The following is a 21,310-nucleotide window of genomic DNA, read 5'->3' as shown; positions in this document are numbered from 1 at the left end:
CCCTCAAGCTTGATAGATCCACTGCTCCGGTACGCGCACCGAGATTTCTTCCCCGGCCATGACCGTTCCCGGCTTCTCGACCCAGGCGACGACGCCGCGCAGCCGCTTGGCGACCTTCGGGAACAGCAGCGCGCCGGCTTCGACGTCGGCCATTCCGGCGTTTTCGGCGATCGACCGGCCGGCGATGCGGCACGGGCCGTTCTGTGCGTCGACCTTGATGGTCACGCCGCCCTTGAAGAACAGCAATGTGCCGGCCGGCAGCATGGAGAGATTCGGCACCCCTTCGATCACAAGATTGGCGCCGATCCACTCCGGCTTGATCGCGGCCAGGCCCATGCGTTCGGCGGCAACCGCCAGCTCGTCCGCTGCCACGATGGACAATTGCCGTTCGTTGCGCATTTCCGTGCCGCGCGGGTACCAGGGTTCACGCCCGCCCGAGCGTCGTGTCGGTCCGGCATGGAAATCGCCCGATATGCCGTCGAAACCAAACTGCAATTCGTCCACCGGGCGCGTCTGAAAATGATCCGCCGGCGCCACGTAAAGCGCTGCCGCCCTGGCGGCAAGCTTTCGCGCGGGGATGATTTCAACCGGCTTTTCAGCCTCGGAGAAGAGATCCAGCATGGCGTTCTTTCCAATCGTCATTCGACGAGTTAGCCGGGCGGGCTTCGCGGCGTCCAGTCGAAAGTGCTGATCGTCCGATCAACAGCGCCGATGGGATCGCGATCACGCTCTTCTTACCTGTCATCGATCTCGCACCGCATTGCCGCCGCGCGGTGCCGGTTTCATAGTGACGTCCACACGGTTTGCGGAGGTTGATCATGCGACCTGTGACGGCAATCACGTTGCTTTGGTTGATCTGGGCTGGAAGCTGGGCCGTCGCCGCCCTTTGGTCCGACCCTGCCCAGAGGCGCGCCGGGTTCAGGGCAGAGGCCCGCTATCGGGGTCTCTGGGTGGCCGGCGCGGTGCTGCTGTTCATTCCAGCGCATGGCTATGAAGGCCGGCTCAGGCTGTGGATGCCTGATCTCCCCGAAGCCTGGATCTGTGTCGCCCTGATCGCCGTCGGCATCGCCTTTGCCTGGTGGGCGCGCCTGCATCTCGGCAGGCTGTGGTCGGGCACCATCACCGCCAAGGCCGGGCACCGTGTCGTCAACACCGGCCCGTATGGCCTTGTCCGGCATCCGATCTACACCGGATTGCTGCTGGCGATCCTCGCCACCATGGCGGCCAAGGGCACCGTCTGGGGCATAGCCGGAACCGCACTGCTCATCATCGGCATCGTCGTCAAGGCGAGGCTCGAGGAGAGCTTCCTGCGCGAAGAACTCAGCCATGCTTACGATGACTATGCCGCGCGCGTTCCGATGCTGGTGCCGTTCGCACCAGCTTGACCAGACAAGCTCAAAGCATCCGCAACAGCGCACCACCTATCGAATACCCCGCGCCAAAGGCGCAGATCAGGCCGAAATCGCCGGGCTTCATGTCGGCGTGGTTCTCCGACAGCGCGACGATGGCGCCTGCGCCCGCCGTGTTGCCCAGCCGCTCCAGCACCATCGGCGCGCGATCGTGGTCGACTTCGTGGCCGAACGACAGCTTCAGGATCATCGCATTCATGCGCGCATTGGCCTGATGCAGCCAGAAGCGCCTGATCGCCTGCGGCGTCAGCCCGTGCTCGGCCAGGAATTCGACGATGAATTTTTGCCCGGCGACGGTGACTTCCTTGAACACCTTGTTGCCGACCTGCTTGATCAGATTGCCTTCCAGGTTGATCATGTAGGGATCATGCTGGGCGGTGCGGGTGTGGTAGCCCAGATTGGTGCGGATGTTGTTCGACATCTGCGTCCAGATACGCGTGTCGAGCACCTCGAAGCGCCCCGGCCGCTTGTCGCCCTTGGCCAGCCCTTCGACCACCATCGACACCGAAGCGTCGCCGAAGATGAAATGCGTCTGCCGGTCGCGGAAATTAAGGTGGCCGGTGATGATCTCCGGCGTCGTCACCAGAATGCGCTTGTGCGCGCCGGACCGCACCAAATTGACGGCGACGTGCAAGGCGGCCGCCGCCGAAGAACAGCCAAGCCCCATGTCGAAGCCGGCGCCCTTTGTCCCCAGCGCCTCCTGCATTTCGATGGCGATCGCCGGATAGGGCCGCTGATGATGCGAGGCCGAACAGATCACCAAATCGAGATCGGACGGTTTTAGGCCAGCGTGGTCGAGAGCCTTTTTGGCCGAGGCGATGCCGAACTCGGCCTGCAGCGACAGCGCATCGTCGGGCCGTGCCGGAATGCGCGGCGCCATCCGGGTCGGGTCGAGAATGCCTTCGCGCTCGATGACATGACGGGTGCGCACGCCCGAGGCGTGGACGATGAAGTCGCTGTCCGATTTCGACAGCGGCGGCTCGTCGGTGCCAAGGCGACGCGCGTTCTCCATGTCGACCCAGGCATTGAAGCTGGCCACCAGCTCTTCATTGGTGATTGTGGGTTCGGGAATTTCAACGCCGATGCCGCTGATGATGACGCGATGCATATATCCAGTCCGTCCCATCCGCAGGCGTTGCGGGCTTCATGTGGGCGCCGGAACGCTCCGGCGCAACAGTTTTCTCACCGCGGCGGTTTACGCCGGCTTAAACCAAAGGTTTAGGCCGGACTGGTCCTCGTGCAACGTGGATAATCAGGCCCGCTTGGCAACGATGAAGATGCGTGGAAAGCGCAAAAGCACCTTGCCGCTAGCCGTCTTCGGATAGGCCTTGGCGATCTTGGCCGTGTAGCTTTCGAGGAACATCGCCCGTTCGTCGGCGCCCAGCGGATCGAGGAACGGTTTCAGGCCCGTCGACTTCACCCATTCGACGATCGCTTCGGCGTCGGCAAGCGGGTGGTCGTAGATGGTGTGCCAGATGTCCAGCCGATCACTGAGCGGCGACAGGAGGTCATAGTAGAACGACACCGGCGGCAACGGCCCGCGCGCAGCGCCCTTGAGCTTTTCGGCAAATGGCATTTCGGCGGCGGTCTCGCGCATCAGGCGGTGCGAGTCCTCGCCCATATTGTCGGGCATCTGGACGGCCAGCGCGCCGCCTGGCGCGAGAAAACCCATCAGCCGCTGGAACACTGCGGGATGCTCGGGCAGCCACTGGAACACCGCATTGGCGAAGATCACGTCGACCGGCTCCGCCGGCTGCCATTTGGAGGCATCGGCGAGATCAAAGGTGACCTCGGGCAAGCGAGCCCGCGCCTTTTCGATCATGTCGGGAGAGGTGTCGAAGCCGCTCACCTCAGCATCCGGCCAGCGCCCGACGAGCAGTTCGGTCGAATTGCCCGGCCCGCAGCCGATGTCGACGACCCGGCGTGGAAAGTCGACGGGCACCTGCGCCACAAGATCCCGCGCGGGCCGCGTGCGCTCGTCTTCGAATTTCAGATATTGGGCGGCGGACCAATCAGCCATTTGAGCTCCTCATGCTGGTGAGATCGCCGCCCGGCCCCCTACCGCGTCAGCCTCTTGTAGGTCATGCGGTGCGGGTTGACGGCATCTGGCCCGAGGCGGCGGATCTTGTCCTGCTCGTAATCCTCGAAATTGCCCTCGAACCATTCGACATGGCTGTCGCCCTCGAAGGCGAGGATATGCGTCGCCAGGCGGTCGAGGAACATGCGATCGTGCGAGATGATGACCGCGCAGCCACCGAAATTTTCCAGCGCGTCTTCGAGCGCGGCCAGCGTTTCGGTGTCGAGATCGTTGGTCGGTTCGTCGAGCAGCAGCACATTGCCGCCGGTCTTCAACATCTTGGCCAAATGCACGCGGTTGCGCTGGCCGCCGGAGAGGTTGCCGACCTTCTGCTGCTGGTCGCCGCCACGGAAGTTGAACGACGCGCAATAGGCGCGCGTGTTGGCCTCGAACTTGCCGAGCTTGACCACTTCTGCGCCGCCGGAAATCTCTTCCCACACCGTCTTCGACGGATCGAGAGCATCGCGGCTCTGGTCGACATAGCCGAGCTTCACCGTTTCGCCGACGCGCACAGAACCCGCATCCGGCTTTTCCTGGCCGGTGATCATGCGAAACAGCGTCGTCTTGCCTGCGCCGTTCGGGCCGATGACGCCGACGATGCCGCCGGGCGGCAGCTTGAATTCCAGGCCGTCGATGAGCAGCGTGTCACCAAAGCCCTTCGACAGGCCTTCCGCCTCGATCACGACATTGCCGAGCCGCTCGCCGTGCGGGATGACGATCTGCGTATCGCTCGGACGCCGCTTGTCGGCTGCATCCAAAAGGTCCTGGAACGCCTGGATACGCGCCTTGGACTTGGTCTGGCGGGCCTTGGGGCTCGACTGGATCCACTCGCGCTCGCGGCCGATGGCGCGCTGGCGGGCGTCGTCCTCGCGGCCTTCCTGCTTGAGGCGCTTGGCCTTGGCTTCGAGGTATTTGGTGTAGTTGCCCTCATAGGGAATGCCGCGGCCGCGATCGAGTTCGAGGATCCAGCCGGTGACATTGTCGAGGAAGTAGCGATCGTGGGTGATGATCATCACGGCGCCCGGATAGGCACGCAGATGCTTTTCCAGCCACGCCGTGGTTTCGGCATCGAGATGGTTGGTCGGTTCGTCGAGCAGCAGAAGGTCGGGCTGGCGCAGCAAAAGCTGGCAAAGCGCGACGCGGCGGCGCTCGCCGCCCGAAAGCTTGGTGACTTCCGAATCCTTGGGCGGGCAGCCCAGCGCTTCCATCGCCATCTCGACCTGCTGTTCGAGATCCCAGAGGTTGAGCCGGTCCATTTCGTCCTGGAGCTTGGCCGACTCGTCGGCCGTCTCGTCGGAATAGTTCATCATCAATTCGTTGTAGCGTTCGATGACAGCGGTCTTGGCAGCGACGCCTTCCATGATGTTTTCGAACACGGTCTTGTCCGGATCGAGCGCCGGCTCCTGCGCCAGGTAGCCGACAGTGGCGCCTTCGGCGAGCCACGCTTCGCCGTTCCACTCCTTGTCGAGCCCGGCCATGATCTTGAGGATCGTCGACTTGCCCGAACCGTTGGGGCCGAGGATGCCGATCTTGGCGTCCGGATAGAAGGAGAGATGGACATTCTCGAGCACCTTCTTGGTGCCATAGGCCTTGTTGAGGCCGGCCATGTGATAGATGAACTGGCGTGCCACGCGCGCTTTCCCTGAAAAAACTGACTGGCCCAGAAAACTGACTGGATCTGTCGAATTGAGTGGAGGTTGGCCGCTATGTAGGCGATGCGGCGGCGAACGGCAATCGCTTTTGCCAGATCAGGCCAATCACACGGACAAGCGTGGACCGCTGCTCGTGCAGTCTGGAGGCCGTTCAGCCGCCCTTACTGGAACCCGATCGCGTCAACATTGCCGGTTGGGCAGCCGGCCTTGTTGGTCGGCACCGAAGCCAGCAGCAGATCCTTGAGCGAGCTGTTGGGACCGATCGGACCGGCGAGGCCGAGCGTCAGTTCGCCGATCAGCCGCCTGCCGCTCGATGGATCGATGACGCAGGAAACGCGCACGCGATCCCCTGCTCCCGCCCCGAAGGCAGTGTCGAAGGCGCCGCGGATCTGGTCGGCCGTCAGCTTGCCGCCGATATTCTTGGCGAAGAGATCGCGCACCGGCGAGCTGTTCACCGCGCGCATCAGGTTGAGCGCGTCGGAGAAATAGTCCTGCTGGCTCTTGCCGTAGCAGGTGCCATGCTTGATCCATTCATGCCGCTCGAGGTGGGAGGCAGTTCCAGGCATCACCTGATCGAGCTCCGTGCGGGTGTTGGCGTCAAGATTGACCGGCGGCAGGTCTTTCCAGTGGGCCGGATTGTCGTTGGCCTTGTCGCTAGCCGTCGCCTGGCAATAGAAATTGCCGTTCGGCTGCGGCCACAGGCCGTGCAAGGTGAAATGCGTGGCGTCGAAATCACCGGCACTCTGCGCCCTGCATTCGGTCTTGTTCGACTTTGTCTCGCAAAACGCCGGCTGCCAGCTCAGCGCGAAGACGTATTCGGGTTTCCCCGATGCCGCCGGCTTGCCTTGCCCGTCAGGTGCGGCCGGCACGGTCGCCGCGCTGCTGCCGGAAACATGGCCGCAGCTGACCTTCACCCAGCGGCGCTCCGGGTCGGCGCCCGGCACCAGGATGAGATAGTGCGTCGGCGTATCCTTGTTGCCGGCAAGCAGCTGATAGCTCTGCCCGGCATCGGTCGAGACATTGCCGGGGTTCTTGCCGTTCTTGATCGCTTGCGTCGCCGGGCAGGCAGCGTCGGCCACAAAGGAGCCGCTCATCTTGACGTCGGCACGCGCCGCCCCAGCCAGCGACGCGGCCAGCATGGCCAATCCGAAAACGACAGCAATACGCATGGAAAATCCCCGGCTGGACAAGTGGGCGACAGACTGAAGCTGTCTCCATGTCAGAATTGCGATATTTTGCTGGCCAAACGCAAGAAACATCGTCGCGAAAAGCCGGTTTGCCGGATTGACGCATAATGTGGGCCGGCGCAAACAAACCCAACGACGACAAAAGCAAGGGCGGGACCAGGCGGCATGTCATTCAGTCAGCAGCGCGTGGTTGCCTCGCCGACCGGTGCCGAGCTCAATCTTTTCGTCAGGCAGGCCGGTGGCCGGGCACGCGCCGTCGTCCAGATCAATCATGGACTGGCCGAGCACGCAGCGCGCTATGCCCGCTTTGCCGATTTTCTTGGCTCCCGCGGCTTCCACGTCTATGTCCACGATCATCGCGGCCATGGCGCGACCAAGGCCCCCGACGCGCCGCTCGGCAGGTTCGCCGCCAACGACGGCCCGGCCAAGGTGATAGCCGACGTCGGCGCCATCCATGATCTTATCGCCAGCGAACAGCCAAACAGACCGGTCATCCTGTTTGGTCATTCGATGGGTGCGTCGGTGGCGCTGAACTACCTGTTGCGCCACTCGCCACGCGTCCATGCCGCCGCGATCTGGAACGGTAATTTCTCGCAAGGCTTGCTCGGGCAGCTGGCGCTGGGCATCCTTGCCTGGGAACGGATGCGGCTCGGCTCCGACGTGCCGTCACGCCTGCTGCCGAAACTCACCTTTCAGGCGTGGGGCAAGGCGGTGCCCGATCACCGCACATTGTTCGACTGGCTGTCGCGCGACGAAGCGGAAGTGGCGAAATACATCGCCGATCCCTTGTGCGGCTGGGACGCTTCGGTGTCGATGTGGCGCGACGTCGTCGGCATGGCGCTGAACGGCGGCAAGGATGCCGGCTTTGCCGGTACCCGGCGCGACCTGCCCATCAGCATCGTCGGCGGCGAAAGGGATCCGGCTTCCGACTATGGCAAAGGGATCACGCATCTTGCCAGCCGCATGCGCAAGATGGGCTTTTCGAATCTGGTTTCAAAGGTTTACGCCGACACCCGCCACGAAAGCCTGAACGAGGTGAATCGCGACATCATCATGGATGATTTCGCCGCCTGGGCCGACGAAGTCCTCAAAGCGTGACGGATTGGCCCATTGCAAGAGCCGTGACAGCCGTTGCAGGGCTTGATAGAGGCTCTGCTTTCGCAGCAATCAAGGTGATTGCGGCAACCACGGTGATCCATGGCTGAGCCCCCGCTGAAAGGCGTCCGCGTCGTCGAACTCGCCCGCATCCTTGCCGGGCCATGGGCCGGGCAGTTGCTTGCCGATCTCGGCGCCGATGTCATCAAGGTCGAAAGCCCCGATGGCGGCGACGACACCCGCAAATGGGGCCCGCCCTTCGTCATGGGCAAGGACGGCGAGAACCTGTCGGCCGCCTATTACCATTCCTGCAACCGCGGCAAGCGCTCCATCGCCATCGATTTCTCGACGCCGGAAGGCGCGGAGACCGTGCGCCGGCTGGTCGCGACATCGGACGTGCTGATCGAGAACTTCAAGCTCGGCGGCCTGAAGAAATACGGCCTCGACTATGACAGCCTGCGCAAGATCAACCCCCGCCTCGTCTATTGCTCGATCACCGGCTTTGGTCAGGACGGCCCGTATGCGCCACGCGCCGGCTACGACTTCATCATCCAGGCCATGGCCGGCATGATGTCGATCACCGGCGAGGTCGGCCGCGAGCCGCAAAAGGCCGGCGTCGCCATCTCGGACATCTTCACCGGCCTCTATTCGGTCATCGCCATCCAGGCAGCACTGCGCCATGCCGAACAGACCGGCGACGGCCAGCACGTCGACATGGCGCTCTTCGACACTCAGATCTCGGCGCTCGGCAACCAGAACCTCAACTATCTCGTCTCCGGCAAGTCGCCGGTGCAGATGGGCAATGCGCATATGAACATCGCCCCTTACGAAGTGGTGCCGGTCCGGGATGGGCACATCATCCTGGCGGTCGGCAATGACGGCCAGTTCGCCAAGTTCTGCGCTGCCGTCGGACTGGAAGATTTGCCTGCAGATCCCGATTTCGCCACCAACCCGGCGCGGGTCGCCAACCGGGTGAAGTTGCGTGAGCACATGATCGAGGCGCTGAAGGTTTTTGATCGCGACCCGCTGCTGGCCAAGCTGGAAGCGGCCAGCGTGCCGGCCAGCCCGATCAACACGATCGGGCAGATGTTTGCCGACCCGCAGACCATTGCGCGCGGCATGCGGCTCGATCTCGACGACGGCCATGGCAATCTTCTGCCTTCGGTGCGTGCGCCGATGGTGATGTCGGGCACGCCGCTGGTCTATGAGCGCCCCTCGCCACGCCTGGGCGAGCACACGCAAGAAATCCTTGCCGAACTGGAGAAGTCTGGACAATGAAGACCGGCGGACAACTCATCGTCGACGCGCTCGAAGCCAATGGCACCGACCGCATCTATTGCGTGCCGGGTGAATCCTATCTGGCGGTGCTCGACGCGCTGCATGATTCAGCGATCCGCACCATCGTCTGCCGCCAGGAAGGCGGTGCCGCCATGATGGCCGACTGCCACGGCCGCCTGACCGGCAAGCCCGGCATCTGCTTCGTCACCCGTGGCCCCGGCGCCACCAACGCCTCGGCCGGCATCCACATCGCCATGCAGGATTCGATACCCGTCATCCTGTTCATCGGCCAGGTCGCCAGCCACGCCAAGGAGCGCGAGGCTTTCCAGGAAGTTGATTACGTCAGGTTCTTTGGCGACATCGCCAAATGGGTGGTCGAGATCGACGACGCCTCGCGCATCCCCGAATTCGTCACCCGCGCCTTCGCGGTGGCGACATCGGGCCGTCCCGGCCCGGTGGTGATCTCGCTGCCCGAAGACATGCTGACCAGTATCGTCGAAGCGCCCATCGCCTTGCCGCACACGCCGGTTGAGACACGGCCGGGCGAAGCGGAGCTCGATGCGCTGGAAAAACTGCTGGCTAAGGCCAAGCGGCCGTTCGTCATCCTCGGCGGCACGCGCTGGGACACCGATGCCGTGGCACAGATGCGCACGATCGCCGAGGCCTGGTCGCTGCCGATCGGCTGTTCCTTCCGCCGCCAGATGCTGTTCGATCATCTGCATCCGAACTATGCCGGCGATGTCGGCATCGGCATCAACCCGAAGCTGGCCACAGCGATCAAGCAGGCCGATCTCGTGCTGCTGATCGGCGGCCGCATGGGCGAAATGCCCTCTTCGGACTACACGCTGCTGAAAAGCCCCTATCCCGACCAGACGTTGGTGCATGTCCATGCCGACGCCGGCGAACTCGGCCGCGTCTATCGCCCGACACTGGCGATCAACGCCTCGCCTTCCGCCTTCATCGACGCTTTCGCCAAGCGCAACCCGGCCTCGGAGCCCACCTGGGCAGCCGAAACGCCAAAGCTGCATGCCGCCTATCTCGACTGGTCGACACCGCCGGAAGGCGGCCCCGGCTCGGTCCAGATGGGCCCGATCATGAACTACCTCGAAAAGATGTTGCCCGACGATGCCATCCTTACTAACGGCGCCGGCAATTACGCCACCTGGGTGCATCGCTTCCACCGCTTCCGCCGCTTCGCCACTCAAGGTGCGCCGACGTCAGGCTCGATGGGCTATGGCACGCCTGCGGCCGTCGCCGCCAAGGAGCTGTTCCCGGAGCGCACCGTGGTCGCCTTCGCCGGCGACGGCTGCTTCCTGATGAACGGGCAGGAATTCGCCACCGCCGTCCAGTATGACCTGCCGATAATCGTCGTCGTCGTCAACAACGGCATCTACGGCACCATCCGCATGCATCAGGAGCGCGAATATCCCGGCCGCGTGGTGGCCACGGATCTCAAGAACCCCGACTTTGCGGCCCTCGCTCGCGCCTATGGCGGCCATGGCGAAACGGTGGAGAAGACCGCCGACTTCGCTCCGGCCTTCGAACGTGCCCGCGCCAGCGGCAAGCCGGCGATCGTCGAAATCAGGCTGGACCCCGAAGCGATCACGCCGACCAAGACGATGACCCAGATCCGCGATAAGAGCTGAGGCAAAGGGCGGCTTTCCGCCCTCTGCCATTCAAGCTACTTCGCCTTTTCGATCTGGCCGCGGATCTCGCCATCCTTGTTCGCTGCGGTATGGACGTTGACGTAATATTTGCCGGCCTCCAGGTCGGCCGCCTGGGCATCAGTCAGCGTTTCCGAGCCCTTGATCGGGCTCTTGAGCTTTTTGAACGGGATGACAGGGTCGGCGTTTTGACCCATCGCCGCAGGGCCATGGATATGCGCGGCCGTCGCCGGTCCGCTGAGGCCGGAATATTTGACGTTCCAACTGAGCTTCTTCTTGGTCGTGTCGAAGGTGAAGGTGGCCGTGCCCTTACCCTTCGTGGTGATGGGCGGGCTCTGCTGGCTGCCGTCGAGCGTCGCCTTGAACTTTTCCATGGCTGCCAGGGCCGGCGATGCGAACAGGAAAGCGGTCGAAATGGCCAGCGCCGACAGCGCCGGTAAGAAGGACTGGGTGCGCATGAAGAACCTCCGATTGACTGCGCACACGTCGCGGCTCCCCGGCGCGCGCATGCGCCAACGGAACGGCTTGGCAGCACAATGTATCCAACCACACGGTTTTGTGATGACGTATAGAGATCCGATGGCCCGTCCTGTCCGGCTTTAGCGATAGCGGTCAGACCGCCGCCAGCGCCTGCGTCAGGTCGGCGATAAGATCGTCCGGATGCTCGACGCCGATCGACAGCCTGACCGTGGTCTCCAGCACGCCGATGCGCTGGCGCACCTCGAAGGGTATGCCCGAATGGGTCATGGCTGCCGGGTGGCTGGCCAAGGACTCGGTTCCGCCGAGGCTCACCGCCAGCTTGAAGATCTGCAGGTTGTTGAGAAAGGCGAAAGCCGCCTTCTCCCCGCCCTTGATATCGAAGGAGAAAGTCGAGCCGGCACCAGTGCATTGCGCCCTGTACGCGCGGCCCGCCGGCGTGTCCTCGCCCAGGAACGGCAGGTAATGCACCTTCTCGACCTTGGCATGATCGCGCAGGAATTCGGCGACCGCGCGCGCATTGTCGTTGGCCCGCTCCATGCGGATCGACAACGTCTCCAGCGAGCGGCCGAGCATCCAGCAGGAATGCGGGTCGAGCTGTGTGCCGATCGCGCCGCGCAACGCCTTGATCGGCTTGGTGACCGCCTTGCTGCCCATGGCGGCGCCCGCGATGAGGTCGGAATGGCCGCCGACATATTTGGTCAGCGAATAGACGGAGACATCGGCGCCATGTTCGATCGGCCGCTGGAACACCGGGCCGAGCAGCGTGTTGTCGCACACGATGATCGGCGTTGACCCTTGGCTCGCGCCGATCTCGTCGGCGATCTTGCGCATCAGCGCGAGATCGACAAGGCTGTTGGTCGGGTTTGACGGCGTCTCGATCAGGATGACCGACACGCGGCCTTTCGCGACGGCCGCGTCGGCGGCCGTGCGCACCGCCGGCTCATCCACGCCATCCGCGAAGCCGACAGCGCCTATGCCGAAGCCGGAGAGCGTGCGCGTCAGAAGCGTCTCCGTGCCGCCGTAAAGCGGCTGCGAATGCAGGATGACGTCGCCCGGCCTGATATAGGCGAGCAGTGTCGTGGCGATCGCCGACATGCCTGATGAAAACAGGATGCAGGCATCCGTCCCCTCATAGATCGCCAACCGGTCCTCGACGATCTCGCTGTTGGGATGATTGAAGCGCGAATAGACCAGGCCGGAGGCGGTGCCGCTCGGCGGCTCCTTCCTGCCGGACGTGTAGTCGAAGAAGTCGCGTCCCTCCTCCGCCGACTTGAACACGAAGGTCGAGGTCAGGAACACCGGCGGCTTGACGGCGCCCTCCGAAAGCTGCGGATCGAAGCCATAGCTCAGCATCAACGTCTCCGGGTGGAGCTTGTGATTGCCGATATGGGTTTTCGACGGGCGTGGCGCGGTCATGGCTTTTCCTGCCTTTTCGAGTGATATCGCGCAGCAATTTATGCGATCCCGATCGGCCAGTCCTTGCTATTCTTGGGCTCGCATGGCTGCATTCCCGCAACTAATTGCCTGGAGAGACCGAAAATGCAGCAGAAGATAGCCGACGATTTCGACCTGAAAATCCTGCATGAGTTGCAGGCCGACGCCCGCATCACCAACAACGAGCTTGCCGAGCGGATCGGCCTGTCGCCGTCGCCCTGCCTGAGGCGGGTGCGGCGGCTGGAGGAGACCGGCGTGATCAGAGGCTACACCACCCTGGTCGATCCCTCAGCCTTCGGCTGGAGCATGGTCGCCATCGCCACCATCCGGCTCAGCCGCCAGAACGAGGACGAGATCGTCATGTTCGAGGACGCGATCCGCGGCTGGGAAGAGGTGCTGGAATGCCACCTCGTCACCGGGTCGCGTGACTATGTGCTGAAGGTGGTGACCGGCAGCCTCGAGCAGTACGAGCGCTTCATCAAGGAGAAGATCGCGCGGCTGAAATGCGTCGCCTCGATCGAAACCAGCTTCGTCATGAACACCATAAAGGAACGGCGCCTCTAGCATTTCTGCCGGAGGCGCCGCGTTGAAATATCTAGACGTTACCGACCAGGCTTACTTGACGGCTTTGTCGGTGATCGCGGTGGTGTAGGCGCCGGTCGGCTCCTTGGTGATAATCTTCTGGTCGAGCAGCGCCTTGGCGGTGCGCTCGTAGGTCGCCGGGTCAAGCTTGCCGTCGGCATTGTCGATCAGCTTGGCGACTTCGCTCATCATGCGCTTCTGGTGGTTCTCGTCCTGGCCGCCGCCGTCCATGACGATGCCTGCGGCTTCGTCATTGTTGTCGATGGCGTATTTCCAGCCCTTCATCGAGGCGCGCACGAAACGCACCATCTTGTCTTCGAAGGCAGGATCCTTGAGCTTGTCTTCCGAGGCATAGAGCCCGTCCTCGAGCAGGTCGTTGCCCATCGCCGAGTAATTGAAGACGGTCAGCTGTTCCGGCTTGTAGCCGGCATCGATCAGCTGCCAGTACTCGTTGTAGGTCATGACCGAGATGCAGTCCGCCTGCTTCTGGATCAGCGGCTGCACGTCGAAACTCTGCTTGAGAACGGTGACGCCGTCGGGGCCGCCATCGGTCTTGAGGCCGAGCTTGTTCATCCAGGCGTAGAACGGATATTCGTTGCCGAAGAACCAGACACCGAGCGTGTGGCCCTTGAAGTCGGCTTCGGTCTTGATCGGCCCGTCCTTCGGGCAGACCAGCTCCATGCCTGCCTTCTTGAACGGCTGGGCGATGTTGACCAGCGGCACGCCCTTTTCGCGGGCGGCCAGCGCACCGCCCATCCAGTCGACGATGACGTCGGCGCCACCGCCGGCGATCACCTGCTCGGGAGCGATGTCGGGACCGCCGGGCTTGATGTCGACGTCGAGACCCTCGGCCTCATAGAAACCCTTGGCCTTGGCGACATAGTAGCCGGCAAACTGGGCCTGCGTGACCCATTTCAGCTGCAACGTCACCTTGTCGGCGGCCATTGCCTGGAACGCGGCGAGCGACATCGCGCCGGCCAGAACAGGAATAATCAGTCTTTTCATTTTTTACCCTCTGAAGTTAGTGCCCTAAACCCACCGCCCCTATCCACCACGGACAGAGGGATGCCAAAACGTGACGGCTCTTTCGACAAGAGCGACCACGCCATAAAAGACCGAACCCGCAAGTGCTGCAACTGCGATTTCGGCCCAGACCATGTCGATGTTCATCCGCCCGACCTCGGTCGAGATGCGGAAGCCCATGCCGACGACAGGCGTGCCGAAGAACTCGGCAACGATGGCGCCGATCAGCGCCAGCGTCGAGTTGATCTTCAGCGCGTTGAAGATGAAGGGAGCTGCTGCCGGCAGCCGAAGCTTCAAGAGCGTCGGCCAGTAGCCCGACGCGTAGGTGCGCATCAGGTCGCGCTCCATATGGCCGGAGGCGGCCAGACCGGCGACCGTGTTCACCAGCATCGGGAAGAAGGTCATGATGATGACCACCGCCGCCTTGGACTGCCAGTCGAAGCCGAACCACATCACCATGATCGGCGCGACGCCGATGATCGGCAGCGCCGAGACCATGTTGCCGATCGGCAGCAGCCCGCGCCGCAGGAACGGCACCCGGTCGGCCAGGATCGCGGTGATGAAGCCGGCGCCACTGCCGACGACGTAGCCGAAGATTACCGCCTTGAAGATGGTCTGCCGGACATCGGCGCCGAGTGTCGGCAGCGAGCCGGCGATGCGCACGCCGATGGCGCTCGGCGGCGGCAACAGGATGAAGGGAATGCCGGCGCCACGCGTTACCGCTTCCCAGATGATCAGGATCCAGGCACCGAAGATGGCCGGAATGATCAGGCGGAGCGCGGTGCGGGCCCAATTTGCCATCGGGCGAAGCCCCGACAGCACCGCCACGCAACGCCAGCCAAGCAGCCAGGCCGCCGTGAGCAGCAGAAAGTACGGTGCCAGTGCCGAGCCTTCAAAACCTGCAATGCCTGAGATCAGCAACCAGGCGACGAGATGGGCGCCGGCAAACAGGACGACGGCTTCCGCAAGAGGAGGAATCCTGGTCATCGAGATCAGCGCCGCCACTATGGCCAAGCCGAGCATCAAGCTCTTCGTTCCGAGGTAGGGGTAATTGATGCTTGCGGTCGGGTCCGCAAGCGCTGCCGCTTCCGGCTTCGACATCGCGCCGAGCGCCACTGCGATCACGCACAGCACGATCGCCAGCACCGCTTGCCAGGATGGCTTCAGCCAGTTCATGCCGGCCTCCCGCCCATGGCGCGATCGACGAGGCGTCCGGCAATGCCGACCACCATGACCAGAAGTGCCGCCACGATCGAACCGGCAACCAGCGCCGACCAGATGTCGATCGACTGGCTATAGTAGGCGCCGGCGAGCAGCTTGGCGCCGATGCCCGCGACCGCACCGGTCGGCAGTTCGCCGACGATGGCGCCGACCAGGCTTGCCGCCACCGCCACCTTCATCGAGGTAAACAGGAACGGCACCGAGGCCGGCACGCGCAGTTTCCAGAAGGTCTGCGAGGCACTGGCATTGTAGGTGTGCATGAGGTCGAGATGCATGATCTCGGGCGAGCGCAGACCCTTCACCATGCCCACCGTCACCGGGAAGAAGGACAGATAGGTCGAGATCATCGCCTTCGGGATCAGTCCGGTGATGCCGACCGCCGCCAGAACGACGATGATCATCGGCGCCACCGCCAGGATCGGAATGGTCTGCGAGGCGATGATCCACGGCATCAGGCTGCGGTCGAGCGTCGCCACATGCACGATGCCGACGGCGATGATGATGCCGAGCGCGGTGCCGAAGGCAAAGCCGAGCAGCGTCGAGGACAGCGTCACCCAGGCATTGTAGACGAGGCTGCGGTTCGAAGTGATGGGCCGCAGAAAAGTGTTTTCGAAGAAATTCACCGCCACCTGATGCGGCGCCGGCAGCGTCGGTTTCGGCTGCGCCAGCGTCTTGCCGATGAATTCTACGGTGCCGGGGGTTTCGTTGGCACGGCTATCGAGATCGCGCTGGAACGGCGCGTTGAGGATGACGGCAAAGACGTACCAGAGCACGACCACGCCCAAGAGGATCGAGGTCACGGGGATGAGCTTGTCGCGGACGGTGTCCATCTAGCGCTCCCCTTCTCCTCTCCCCGCCGGGGAGAGGGTGGCCGGAGCGAAGCGAAGGCCGGGCGCCTTTCTCTTCGTCATCCTAGGGCGAAGCAAGGAGCGAAGCGACGCGGCGCAGACCCTAGGATCCATGCCGCTACCTCTCCGCTCGGCGGCGGTGCGGAACATGGCCACCTGCGCCTCGCTCTGTTTGGCGAGTATTCTGAGCCGTTTGCACTCTTCGGCTAATGTCGCGGCATGGATCCTAGGGTCTGCGCAAGCCGCTTCGCGCTTGCTTCGCCCTAGGATGACGAAGGCGCGCTGGGCAGCTCGCTCTTCGGAGCCCTCAATCATCATAGCTGTGGCCTGCCCTCAAGCCATCGCGGACGCGCGCGGCAATTGCCAGGAATTCCGGCGTCTCGCGGATGTCGAGCGGCCGCTCCTTCGGCAGCGTCGATTCGATGATGTCGCTGACCCGGCCCGGTCGCGGCGACATGACGACGATCCGCGTCGAGAGATACACGGCTTCGGGAATGGAGTGGGTGACAAAGCAGATGGTCTTGTCGGTGCGCGCCCATAGCTCCAGCAATTGCTCGTTGAGGTGGTCGCGCACGATCTCGTCCAACGCGCCGAACGGCTCGTCCATCAAGAGCAGGTCGGCGTCGAAGGCCAGCGCGCGGGCGATCGAGGCGCGCTGCTGCATGCCGCCGGACAGCTGCCAGGGATATTTCTTCTCGAAACCCGCGAGGTTGACGAGGTCGAGCGTGCGCTTGATCCGTTCGCCCTGCTCGGCCTTGGACAGACCCATGATCTCGAGCGGCAGCGCGACGTTGCGCTCGATGGTGCGCCAGGGAAACAGGGCGGCGGCCTGGAAGACGTAGCCATAGGCGCGTTTCTCGCGCGCCTGTTCTGCTGTCATGCCGTTGACCGAGATCGTTCCCGAGGTCGGCTTCTCCAGGTCCGCGACGACGCGCAGCAAGGTGGTCTTGCCGCAGCCCGACGGCCCGATGAAGGAGACGAACTCGCCCTTGCCGATGGTCAGGTCGACATTGGACAGCGCCTGGACTGGTCCGTCATTGGTCTGGAACGTGAGGCCAAGTTTGCTTGCCGCGACGACGGCTGGCGAAATCCCTGTCATCGGCCGCGGCCTGCCTGTTCCCGCCACAGGGGCGCCGGCCGGATTCCGATTGCTTTTATCGCGATGTTGTTTTCCACTCGCCCTGTCCCATTGGCCCTGTTTTGCTCAATCGACGCCCGGAGTTTCCCCGATGTCGCCCAAACCCACCTGTCATCTTATCCGCCCTGAAAGCACTTATGAAGGCAAGCAGGGTTTGACCTATTCCGCCGGTATTGCAACAGAGTCGGTAGGCTCCTCCGGCATCTGCATGCATGTGCTCACCATGCCGCCCGGCGCTCGCGCCAAGGCGCATCTGCATGAAAGCCATGAAACGGCGATCTACGTGCTCTCCGGTGAGGTACATACCTGGTACGGCGACAGGCTCGAACATCACATCGTCGTCAAGGCCGGCGATCTCTTCTACATTCCGGCCGGCGTGCCGCATCTTCCGGCCAATCTGAGCAACGCCCCGTCTTCGGCCGTCATCGCCCGCACCGATCCCAATGAACAGGAAAGCGTCGTCCTGCTGCCGGAACTGGATGCGCTGGTCGCCTGACGCTGACGGGAGCGCGGTCATTTGCACCGCGCGACTTCCCCCATCACATTGCCGTCCTCATCGGCGACCGTCAGCTTCTTGGCGTTCTTGGCGCTGCGCTTGATGGTGAATTTGGTCGGCTCCTGCCCTTCTTCGCCTTCCGCCTCACATGTCGCGGTCACCACGAGCGATCCGTCAGCCAGCGTTTGCGTCTTCGTGAACGTGCAGGCGCTGGCGGCGGTGATCAATTCCTTGTCGGTCAAAAGCAGCATCTGATCGGCGGCGACTTCCTGGCCGTTGCGGTTGATGCAGCCATATTTGTCGCCATAGGGTTTCGACAGGTCGATGCCTGCCGCGAAAGCCTGGCCAGCGGCCAGAACGGCAATCATCGCAACAGACAGACCAGAACCACGCATGCCCGTTCCCCCATTGCCCAAAGTTAAGAACATGATTGCAGCGGCCCCAGTTCTTTCAGGCCAGGGATGGTGACGAAGAAGCCAGCCTCTCCCTTCTTGGTGACCAGGATTGTTTCGACCGTCGTCCCCGCCTCACCCTCGGCGGAACAGGTCGAACGCAACGATTGCGTGCCGAGCGCCGACGTCAATTGCTGGTCGAACCGGCAACCACTGCCATAGGTCTCGATGCCTTCCGCGGTCAGCAGGATATAGATATCGCTGTCCTGGTAGCCGGCCTTTACGCCGGCACAGCCGACATCGTTGCCCCAGGAGCCAGGCAGCACGCCGGCCGCGCTTGCCGGACCACCGGCAACAGCCGCCGAGATCAGCGCGGCCGAACGCGCCAAGCTCAGACCCCCGTCGCCGGGATGCCTGACCGTTCCACCTTGCGCGGCGCGGTGATGTCCTTCCACGTCGACAGCGCGCGGTTGACCGCCGCGTTGGGCTCACGGCCGACGAATTGGCCATGGCCGGACTTGGCCTTGACCTCGGCTTCCTCGATCGACAGTTCGCCGCGCGAGAACACGAAGCGTGGCAGGCCGGTCACCTCGACGCCTTCGAACACGTTGTAGTCGATGACGGACTGCTGCTTCTTCGAGGAAATCGTCTTCTTCCGCTTCGGATCCCAGACGATGATGTCGGCATCCGCGCCTTCGACGATGGCGCCCTTCTTCGGGTACATGTTGAGGATCTTGGCGATGTTGGTCGAGGTCACCGCGACGAACTCGTTCATCGTCAGCCGCCCGGTGTTGACGCCCTTGGTCCACAGCACCGGCATGCGATCCTCCAGGCCGCCGGTGCCGTTCGGGATCTTGGTGAAATCGCCGACGCCGTTGCGTTTCTGCTTGGTGGTGAAAGCGCAATGGTCGGTCGCGACCACTTGCAGGGAGCCTGCCTGCAGGCCGGCCCACAGCGAATCCTGGTGCAGTTTGTTGCGGAAGGGCGGGCTCATCACGCGGCGCGCCGCGTGATCCCAGTCCTTGTTGAAATACTCGCTTTCGTCCAGCGTCAGGTGCTGTATCAGCGGTTCGCCGAACACCCGCATGCCCTTCTGGCGCGCCCGGCGGATCGCCTCGTGGCTCTGCTCGCACGAGACATGCACGACGTAAAGCGGCACGCCGGCCATGTCGGCGATCATGATGGCACGGTTGGTCGCCTCGCCTTCCACTTCCGGTGGACGCGAATAGGCGTGGCCCTCGGGACCGTTATTGCCGGCTGCCAGCAGCTTCTGCGAAAGGGCCGCGACCACGTCGCCATTCTCGGCGTGCACCAGCGGCAGCGCGCCAAGGTCGGCGCAGCGCTGGAACGACGCATACATCTCGTCGTCATCCACCATCAGCGCGCCCTTGTAGGCCATGAAGTGCTTGAACGAGGTGATGCCCTTGTCGACGACGGTTGCCATCTCGTCGAACACCTGTTTGCCCCACCAGGTGATGGCCATGTGGAAGGAATAGTCGCAGGACGCTTTCGAGGTCTTGTTGTCCCACATCTGCAGGGCTTCGAGCAGCGACTGCTGTGGCGCCGGCAGGCAGAAATCGACCACCATGGTGGTGCCGCCCGACAAGGCTGCCCGGGTGCCGGATTCGAAATCGTCGGCCGAATAGGTGCCCATGAACGGCATTTCGAGATGGGTGTGCGGGTCGATGCCGCCGGGCATGATGTAGCAGCCGGTGGCGTCGAACTCGTGGTCGCCACGCAGGTTGGATCCGGTGGCGACGATCTTGCCATGCTGCATCAGCACATCGGCCTTCCAGGTGCGGTCGGCGGTGACGATGGTGCCGTTTCGGATGACTTTGGTCATTAACTGTTCCCTTGTTCTCTTCGCGCTTCTTTACGAGCGTCGTTTGGAAGGTGGATTCTAAGCTCACTCCACGATGACAGCCGTCTCCACCACCGCGTGGAACAAGACGTCGGCACCCGCCGAAGCCCATTCCTTGGTGATCTCTTCGGCCTCGTTGTGGCTGAGCCCATCGACGCAAGGGCACATCACCATGGCGGTGGGCGCGACGCGGTTGATCCAGCAGGCGTCGTGGCCGGCGCCGGAGACGATGTTGCGATGCGAATAGCCGAGGCGTTCGGCGGCATCGCGGATCGCCTTGACGCAGCCGGCATCGAAGGTCACCGGATCGAAAGCGCCGACCTGTTCGATCTCGTAGCGGATATCGAGTGCATCGCAGATCGTGTCGATGCCTTCGCGGATGCGGCCATCCATCGCGTCCAGCACTTCCTTTTCCGGCGAGCGGATATCGACGGTGAAGACGGTGCGCCCGGCGATGATGTTGCGCGAATTGGGATAGACCTCCATGTGGCCGACCGCGCCGACGGCATCGGGCTGGTAGTCCATGGCGATCTCGTGCACCAGTTCGATCACCCGCGCCATGCCGAGCCCGGCATTGCGGCGCTTGGGCATCGGCGTCGAGCCGGTGTGGGCTTCCTTGCCGGTCAGCGTCACCTGCAGCCATTTAAGGCCCTGGCCATGGGTGACGACACCGATGTCGATATCTTCGTCCTCGAGGATCGGACCCTGTTCGATATGCAGTTCGAAGAAGGCGTGGATCTTGCGGTCGCCGACCTTCTCGCTGCCTTTCCAGCCGATGCGCTCGAGCTCCCCACCGAATTTCTTGCCCTGCTTGTCGACATGCCCGTACACATCGGCCTGGTCGAGCACGCCGGCGAACACGCCGGACGCCATCATCGCCGGCGCAAAGCGCGAGCCCTCCTCGTTCGTCCAGTTGGTGACGACGATCGGATGTTTGGTCTTGATGCCGAGATCGTTGAGCGAGCGCACCACTTCAAGCCCGCCCAGCACGCCGAGCACGCCGTCGTACTTGCCGCCGGTCGGCTGCGTATCGAGATGGCTGCCGACATAGACCGGCGGCAGGCTGGGATCGGTGCCTTCGCGGCGGGCAAACATCGTGCCCATTTCATCGACGCCCATTTCGAGCCCGGCCGCATCGCACCAGCGCTTGAACAGATGCCGCCCTTCGCCGTCTTCGTCGGTCACGGTCTGGCGATTGTTGCCGCCGGCAATGCCGGGACCAATCTTCGCCATCTCCATGATGGAATCCCACAAACGGTCTGAATTGATTCGCAGATTCTCGCCGGGTGCGGCCATGCTCTAAAACCTCATCGATTGCGGGGCGCCGGCGTCCCCCTCCCCCTCGAGGGGAGGGATATCCGCGCCCAGTCCGTCAATCTATCGACCTCAGCACTTCGCGCACATGGTCGATCAATTCGTTGATCTGGCCCTTGGTGATGATCAGCGGCGGCGACAGCGCGATGATGTCGCCGG

General features: G+C 63.2%; 21 protein-coding genes. 6 read left to right on the top strand and 15 right to left on the bottom strand.

Going from position 1 to position 21,310, the window contains the following annotated elements:
* Positions 1 to 3: 3 nt before the first annotated feature.
* Positions 4 to 621, bottom strand: a complete 618-nt coding sequence (locus tag EN943_RS11970) for an MOSC domain-containing protein (protein ID WP_127412786.1) — start codon at positions 619 to 621, stop codon at positions 4 to 6.
* Positions 622 to 818: 197 nt separating this feature from the next.
* Between EN943_RS11970 and EN943_RS11965 the strand changes: the two genes are divergently transcribed.
* Positions 819 to 1,385: an isoprenylcysteine carboxylmethyltransferase family protein gene (locus EN943_RS11965; protein WP_127412785.1), complete on the top strand. Its 567-nt coding sequence runs from the start codon at positions 819 to 821 to the stop codon at positions 1,383 to 1,385.
* Positions 1,386 to 1,395: 10 nt separating this feature from the next.
* Here the strand turns inward: EN943_RS11965 and EN943_RS11960 are convergent, their stop codons facing one another.
* The 4 genes from EN943_RS11960 to EN943_RS11945 all read right to left on the bottom strand — a co-directional run bounded on the left by EN943_RS11960 (position 1,396) and on the right by EN943_RS11945 (position 6,307).
* Positions 1,396 to 2,517: a beta-ketoacyl-ACP synthase III gene (locus tag EN943_RS11960; RefSeq protein WP_127412784.1), complete on the bottom strand. Its 1,122-nt coding sequence runs from the start codon at positions 2,515 to 2,517 to the stop codon at positions 1,396 to 1,398.
* Positions 2,518 to 2,661: 144 nt separating this feature from the next.
* Entirely contained in the window at positions 2,662 to 3,429 is a 768-nt protein-coding gene (gene tam / locus EN943_RS11955; RefSeq protein WP_127412783.1) for a trans-aconitate 2-methyltransferase, read from the bottom strand.
* A gap of 38 nt (positions 3,430 to 3,467) precedes the next feature.
* Positions 3,468 to 5,117 (bottom strand): energy-dependent translational throttle protein EttA, encoded by a 1,650-nt coding sequence (gene ettA / locus EN943_RS11950; protein ID WP_027034974.1) that lies wholly within the window; start codon positions 5,115 to 5,117, stop codon positions 3,468 to 3,470.
* Positions 5,118 to 5,299: 182 nt separating this feature from the next.
* Positions 5,300 to 6,307 carry a ribonuclease gene (locus EN943_RS11945; RefSeq protein WP_127412782.1) on the bottom strand — a complete coding sequence of 336 codons (1,008 nt, stop codon included), beginning with the start codon at positions 6,305 to 6,307 and terminating at the stop codon, positions 5,300 to 5,302.
* 183 nt (positions 6,308 to 6,490) lie between these two features.
* Here EN943_RS11945 and EN943_RS11940 point away from each other — a divergent pair, with 183 nt between their 5' ends.
* The 3 genes from EN943_RS11940 to EN943_RS11930 all read left to right on the top strand — a co-directional run bounded on the left by EN943_RS11940 (position 6,491) and on the right by EN943_RS11930 (position 10,344).
* Entirely contained in the window at positions 6,491 to 7,423 is a 933-nt protein-coding gene (locus EN943_RS11940; RefSeq protein WP_127412781.1) for an alpha/beta hydrolase, read from the top strand.
* A 99-nt stretch (positions 7,424 to 7,522) separates the two neighbouring features.
* Positions 7,523 to 8,698, top strand: a complete 1,176-nt coding sequence (locus EN943_RS11935; RefSeq protein WP_127412780.1) for a CaiB/BaiF CoA-transferase family protein — start codon at positions 7,523 to 7,525, stop codon at positions 8,696 to 8,698.
* The gene (locus tag EN943_RS11930) at positions 8,695 to 10,344 is read left to right on the top strand and encodes a thiamine pyrophosphate-binding protein (RefSeq protein WP_127412779.1); all 1,650 of its coding nucleotides are present in this window, start codon (positions 8,695 to 8,697) and stop codon (positions 10,342 to 10,344) included. Before EN943_RS11935 ends, EN943_RS11930 begins: the two co-directional genes overlap by 4 nt.
* A 35-nt stretch (positions 10,345 to 10,379) precedes the next feature.
* Here the strand turns inward: EN943_RS11930 and EN943_RS11925 are convergent, their stop codons facing one another.
* Both EN943_RS11925 and EN943_RS11920 read right to left on the bottom strand, forming a co-directional pair.
* Positions 10,380 to 10,820 (bottom strand): CHRD domain-containing protein, encoded by a 441-nt coding sequence (locus tag EN943_RS11925; protein ID WP_127412778.1) that lies wholly within the window; start codon positions 10,818 to 10,820, stop codon positions 10,380 to 10,382.
* A 154-nt stretch (positions 10,821 to 10,974) separates the two neighbouring features.
* Entirely contained in the window at positions 10,975 to 12,258 is a 1,284-nt protein-coding gene (locus tag EN943_RS11920) for a cystathionine gamma-synthase family protein (RefSeq protein WP_127412777.1), read from the bottom strand.
* Positions 12,259 to 12,381: 123 nt separating this feature from the next.
* Here EN943_RS11920 and EN943_RS11915 point away from each other — a divergent pair, with 123 nt between their 5' ends.
* Positions 12,382 to 12,840: an Lrp/AsnC family transcriptional regulator gene (locus tag EN943_RS11915; RefSeq protein WP_127412776.1), complete on the top strand. Its 459-nt coding sequence runs from the start codon at positions 12,382 to 12,384 to the stop codon at positions 12,838 to 12,840.
* A gap of 51 nt (positions 12,841 to 12,891) precedes the next feature.
* Here the strand turns inward: EN943_RS11915 and EN943_RS11910 are convergent, their stop codons facing one another.
* The 4 genes from EN943_RS11910 to EN943_RS11890 all read right to left on the bottom strand — a co-directional run bounded on the left by EN943_RS11910 (position 12,892) and on the right by EN943_RS11890 (position 17,049).
* Positions 12,892 to 13,863: an ABC transporter substrate-binding protein gene (locus EN943_RS11910; RefSeq protein ID WP_013894623.1), complete on the bottom strand. Its 972-nt coding sequence runs from the start codon at positions 13,861 to 13,863 to the stop codon at positions 12,892 to 12,894.
* Between the two features lie 39 nt (positions 13,864 to 13,902).
* A complete protein-coding gene (locus EN943_RS11905) occupies positions 13,903 to 15,057 on the bottom strand; it encodes an ABC transporter permease (protein WP_127412775.1) in 1,155 nt (384 codons plus the stop codon).
* The gene (locus EN943_RS11900; RefSeq protein WP_127412774.1) at positions 15,054 to 15,932 is read right to left on the bottom strand and encodes an ABC transporter permease; all 879 of its coding nucleotides are present in this window, start codon (positions 15,930 to 15,932) and stop codon (positions 15,054 to 15,056) included. The genes EN943_RS11905 and EN943_RS11900 overlap by 4 nt, the downstream gene beginning before the upstream one ends.
* A gap of 325 nt (positions 15,933 to 16,257) precedes the next feature.
* Positions 16,258 to 17,049 carry an ABC transporter ATP-binding protein gene (locus EN943_RS11890; protein ID WP_127412773.1) on the bottom strand — a complete coding sequence of 264 codons (792 nt, stop codon included), beginning with the start codon at positions 17,047 to 17,049 and terminating at the stop codon, positions 16,258 to 16,260.
* A 130-nt stretch (positions 17,050 to 17,179) separates the two neighbouring features.
* Here EN943_RS11890 and EN943_RS11885 point away from each other — a divergent pair, with 130 nt between their 5' ends.
* On the top strand, positions 17,180 to 17,584 hold the full coding sequence (locus EN943_RS11885) for a cupin domain-containing protein (protein ID WP_127412772.1): 405 nt from the start codon (positions 17,180 to 17,182) through the stop codon (positions 17,582 to 17,584).
* Between the two features lie 17 nt (positions 17,585 to 17,601).
* Here the strand turns inward: EN943_RS11885 and EN943_RS11880 are convergent, their stop codons facing one another.
* The 4 genes from EN943_RS11880 to EN943_RS11865 all read right to left on the bottom strand — a co-directional run bounded on the left by EN943_RS11880 (position 17,602) and on the right by EN943_RS11865 (position 21,133).
* Positions 17,602 to 17,979, bottom strand: a complete 378-nt coding sequence (locus EN943_RS11880; RefSeq protein ID WP_206522748.1) for a hypothetical protein — start codon at positions 17,977 to 17,979, stop codon at positions 17,602 to 17,604.
* Between the two features lie 23 nt (positions 17,980 to 18,002).
* Positions 18,003 to 18,365, bottom strand: a complete 363-nt coding sequence (locus tag EN943_RS11875) for a hypothetical protein (protein ID WP_127412770.1) — start codon at positions 18,363 to 18,365, stop codon at positions 18,003 to 18,005.
* 2 nt (positions 18,366 to 18,367) lie between these two features.
* Positions 18,368 to 19,819: a dihydropyrimidinase gene (gene hydA, locus EN943_RS11870; protein ID WP_127412769.1), complete on the bottom strand. Its 1,452-nt coding sequence runs from the start codon at positions 19,817 to 19,819 to the stop codon at positions 18,368 to 18,370.
* Positions 19,820 to 19,882: 63 nt separating this feature from the next.
* The gene (locus EN943_RS11865; RefSeq protein WP_127412768.1) at positions 19,883 to 21,133 is read right to left on the bottom strand and encodes a Zn-dependent hydrolase; all 1,251 of its coding nucleotides are present in this window, start codon (positions 21,131 to 21,133) and stop codon (positions 19,883 to 19,885) included.
* Positions 21,134 to 21,310 lie beyond the last annotated feature (177 nt).

It is taken from the genome of Mesorhizobium sp. M7A.F.Ca.US.006.01.1.1 (genome assembly GCF_003997935.1).
In the GTDB taxonomy this organism is placed as follows: domain Bacteria; phylum Pseudomonadota; class Alphaproteobacteria; order Rhizobiales; family Rhizobiaceae; genus Mesorhizobium.
The sequence above is the reverse complement of the archived record's forward strand: the minus strand, read 5'-3'. Positions and strand labels throughout refer to the sequence as shown.

What these genes read in the sequence shown, in the direction of transcription:
- EN943_RS11970 (WP_127412786.1), bottom strand. Translation starts at nt 621, where the DNA reads ATGCTGGATCTCTTCTCCGAGGCTGAAAAGCCGGTTGAAATCATCCCC.
- EN943_RS11965 (WP_127412785.1), top strand. Translation starts at nt 819, where the DNA reads ATGCGACCTGTGACGGCAATCACGTTGCTTTGGTTGATCTGGGCTGGA.
- EN943_RS11960 (WP_127412784.1), bottom strand. Translation starts at nt 2,517, where the DNA reads ATGCATCGCGTCATCATCAGCGGCATCGGCGTTGAAATTCCCGAACCC.
- tam (WP_127412783.1), bottom strand. Translation starts at nt 3,429, where the DNA reads ATGGCTGATTGGTCCGCCGCCCAATATCTGAAATTCGAAGACGAGCGC.
- EN943_RS11945 (WP_127412782.1), bottom strand. Translation starts at nt 6,307, where the DNA reads ATGCGTATTGCTGTCGTTTTCGGATTGGCCATGCTGGCCGCGTCGCTG.
- EN943_RS11940 (WP_127412781.1), top strand. Translation starts at nt 6,491, where the DNA reads ATGTCATTCAGTCAGCAGCGCGTGGTTGCCTCGCCGACCGGTGCCGAG.
- EN943_RS11935 (WP_127412780.1), top strand. Translation starts at nt 7,523, where the DNA reads ATGGCTGAGCCCCCGCTGAAAGGCGTCCGCGTCGTCGAACTCGCCCGC.
- EN943_RS11930 (WP_127412779.1), top strand. Translation starts at nt 8,695, where the DNA reads ATGAAGACCGGCGGACAACTCATCGTCGACGCGCTCGAAGCCAATGGC.
- EN943_RS11925 (WP_127412778.1), bottom strand. Translation starts at nt 10,820, where the DNA reads ATGCGCACCCAGTCCTTCTTACCGGCGCTGTCGGCGCTGGCCATTTCG.
- EN943_RS11920 (WP_127412777.1), bottom strand. Translation starts at nt 12,258, where the DNA reads ATGACCGCGCCACGCCCGTCGAAAACCCATATCGGCAATCACAAGCTC.
- EN943_RS11915 (WP_127412776.1), top strand. Translation starts at nt 12,382, where the DNA reads ATGCAGCAGAAGATAGCCGACGATTTCGACCTGAAAATCCTGCATGAG.
- EN943_RS11910 (WP_013894623.1), bottom strand. Translation starts at nt 13,863, where the DNA reads ATGAAAAGACTGATTATTCCTGTTCTGGCCGGCGCGATGTCGCTCGCC.
- EN943_RS11905 (WP_127412775.1), bottom strand. Translation starts at nt 15,057, where the DNA reads ATGAACTGGCTGAAGCCATCCTGGCAAGCGGTGCTGGCGATCGTGCTG.
- EN943_RS11900 (WP_127412774.1), bottom strand. Translation starts at nt 15,932, where the DNA reads ATGGACACCGTCCGCGACAAGCTCATCCCCGTGACCTCGATCCTCTTG.
- EN943_RS11890 (WP_127412773.1), bottom strand. Translation starts at nt 17,049, where the DNA reads ATGACAGGGATTTCGCCAGCCGTCGTCGCGGCAAGCAAACTTGGCCTC.
- EN943_RS11885 (WP_127412772.1), top strand. Translation starts at nt 17,180, where the DNA reads ATGTCGCCCAAACCCACCTGTCATCTTATCCGCCCTGAAAGCACTTAT.
- EN943_RS11880 (WP_206522748.1), bottom strand. Translation starts at nt 17,979, where the DNA reads ATGCGTGGTTCTGGTCTGTCTGTTGCGATGATTGCCGTTCTGGCCGCT.
- hydA (WP_127412769.1), bottom strand. Translation starts at nt 19,819, where the DNA reads ATGACCAAAGTCATCCGAAACGGCACCATCGTCACCGCCGACCGCACC.
- EN943_RS11865 (WP_127412768.1), bottom strand. Translation starts at nt 21,133, where the DNA reads ATGGCCGCACCCGGCGAGAATCTGCGAATCAATTCAGACCGTTTGTGG.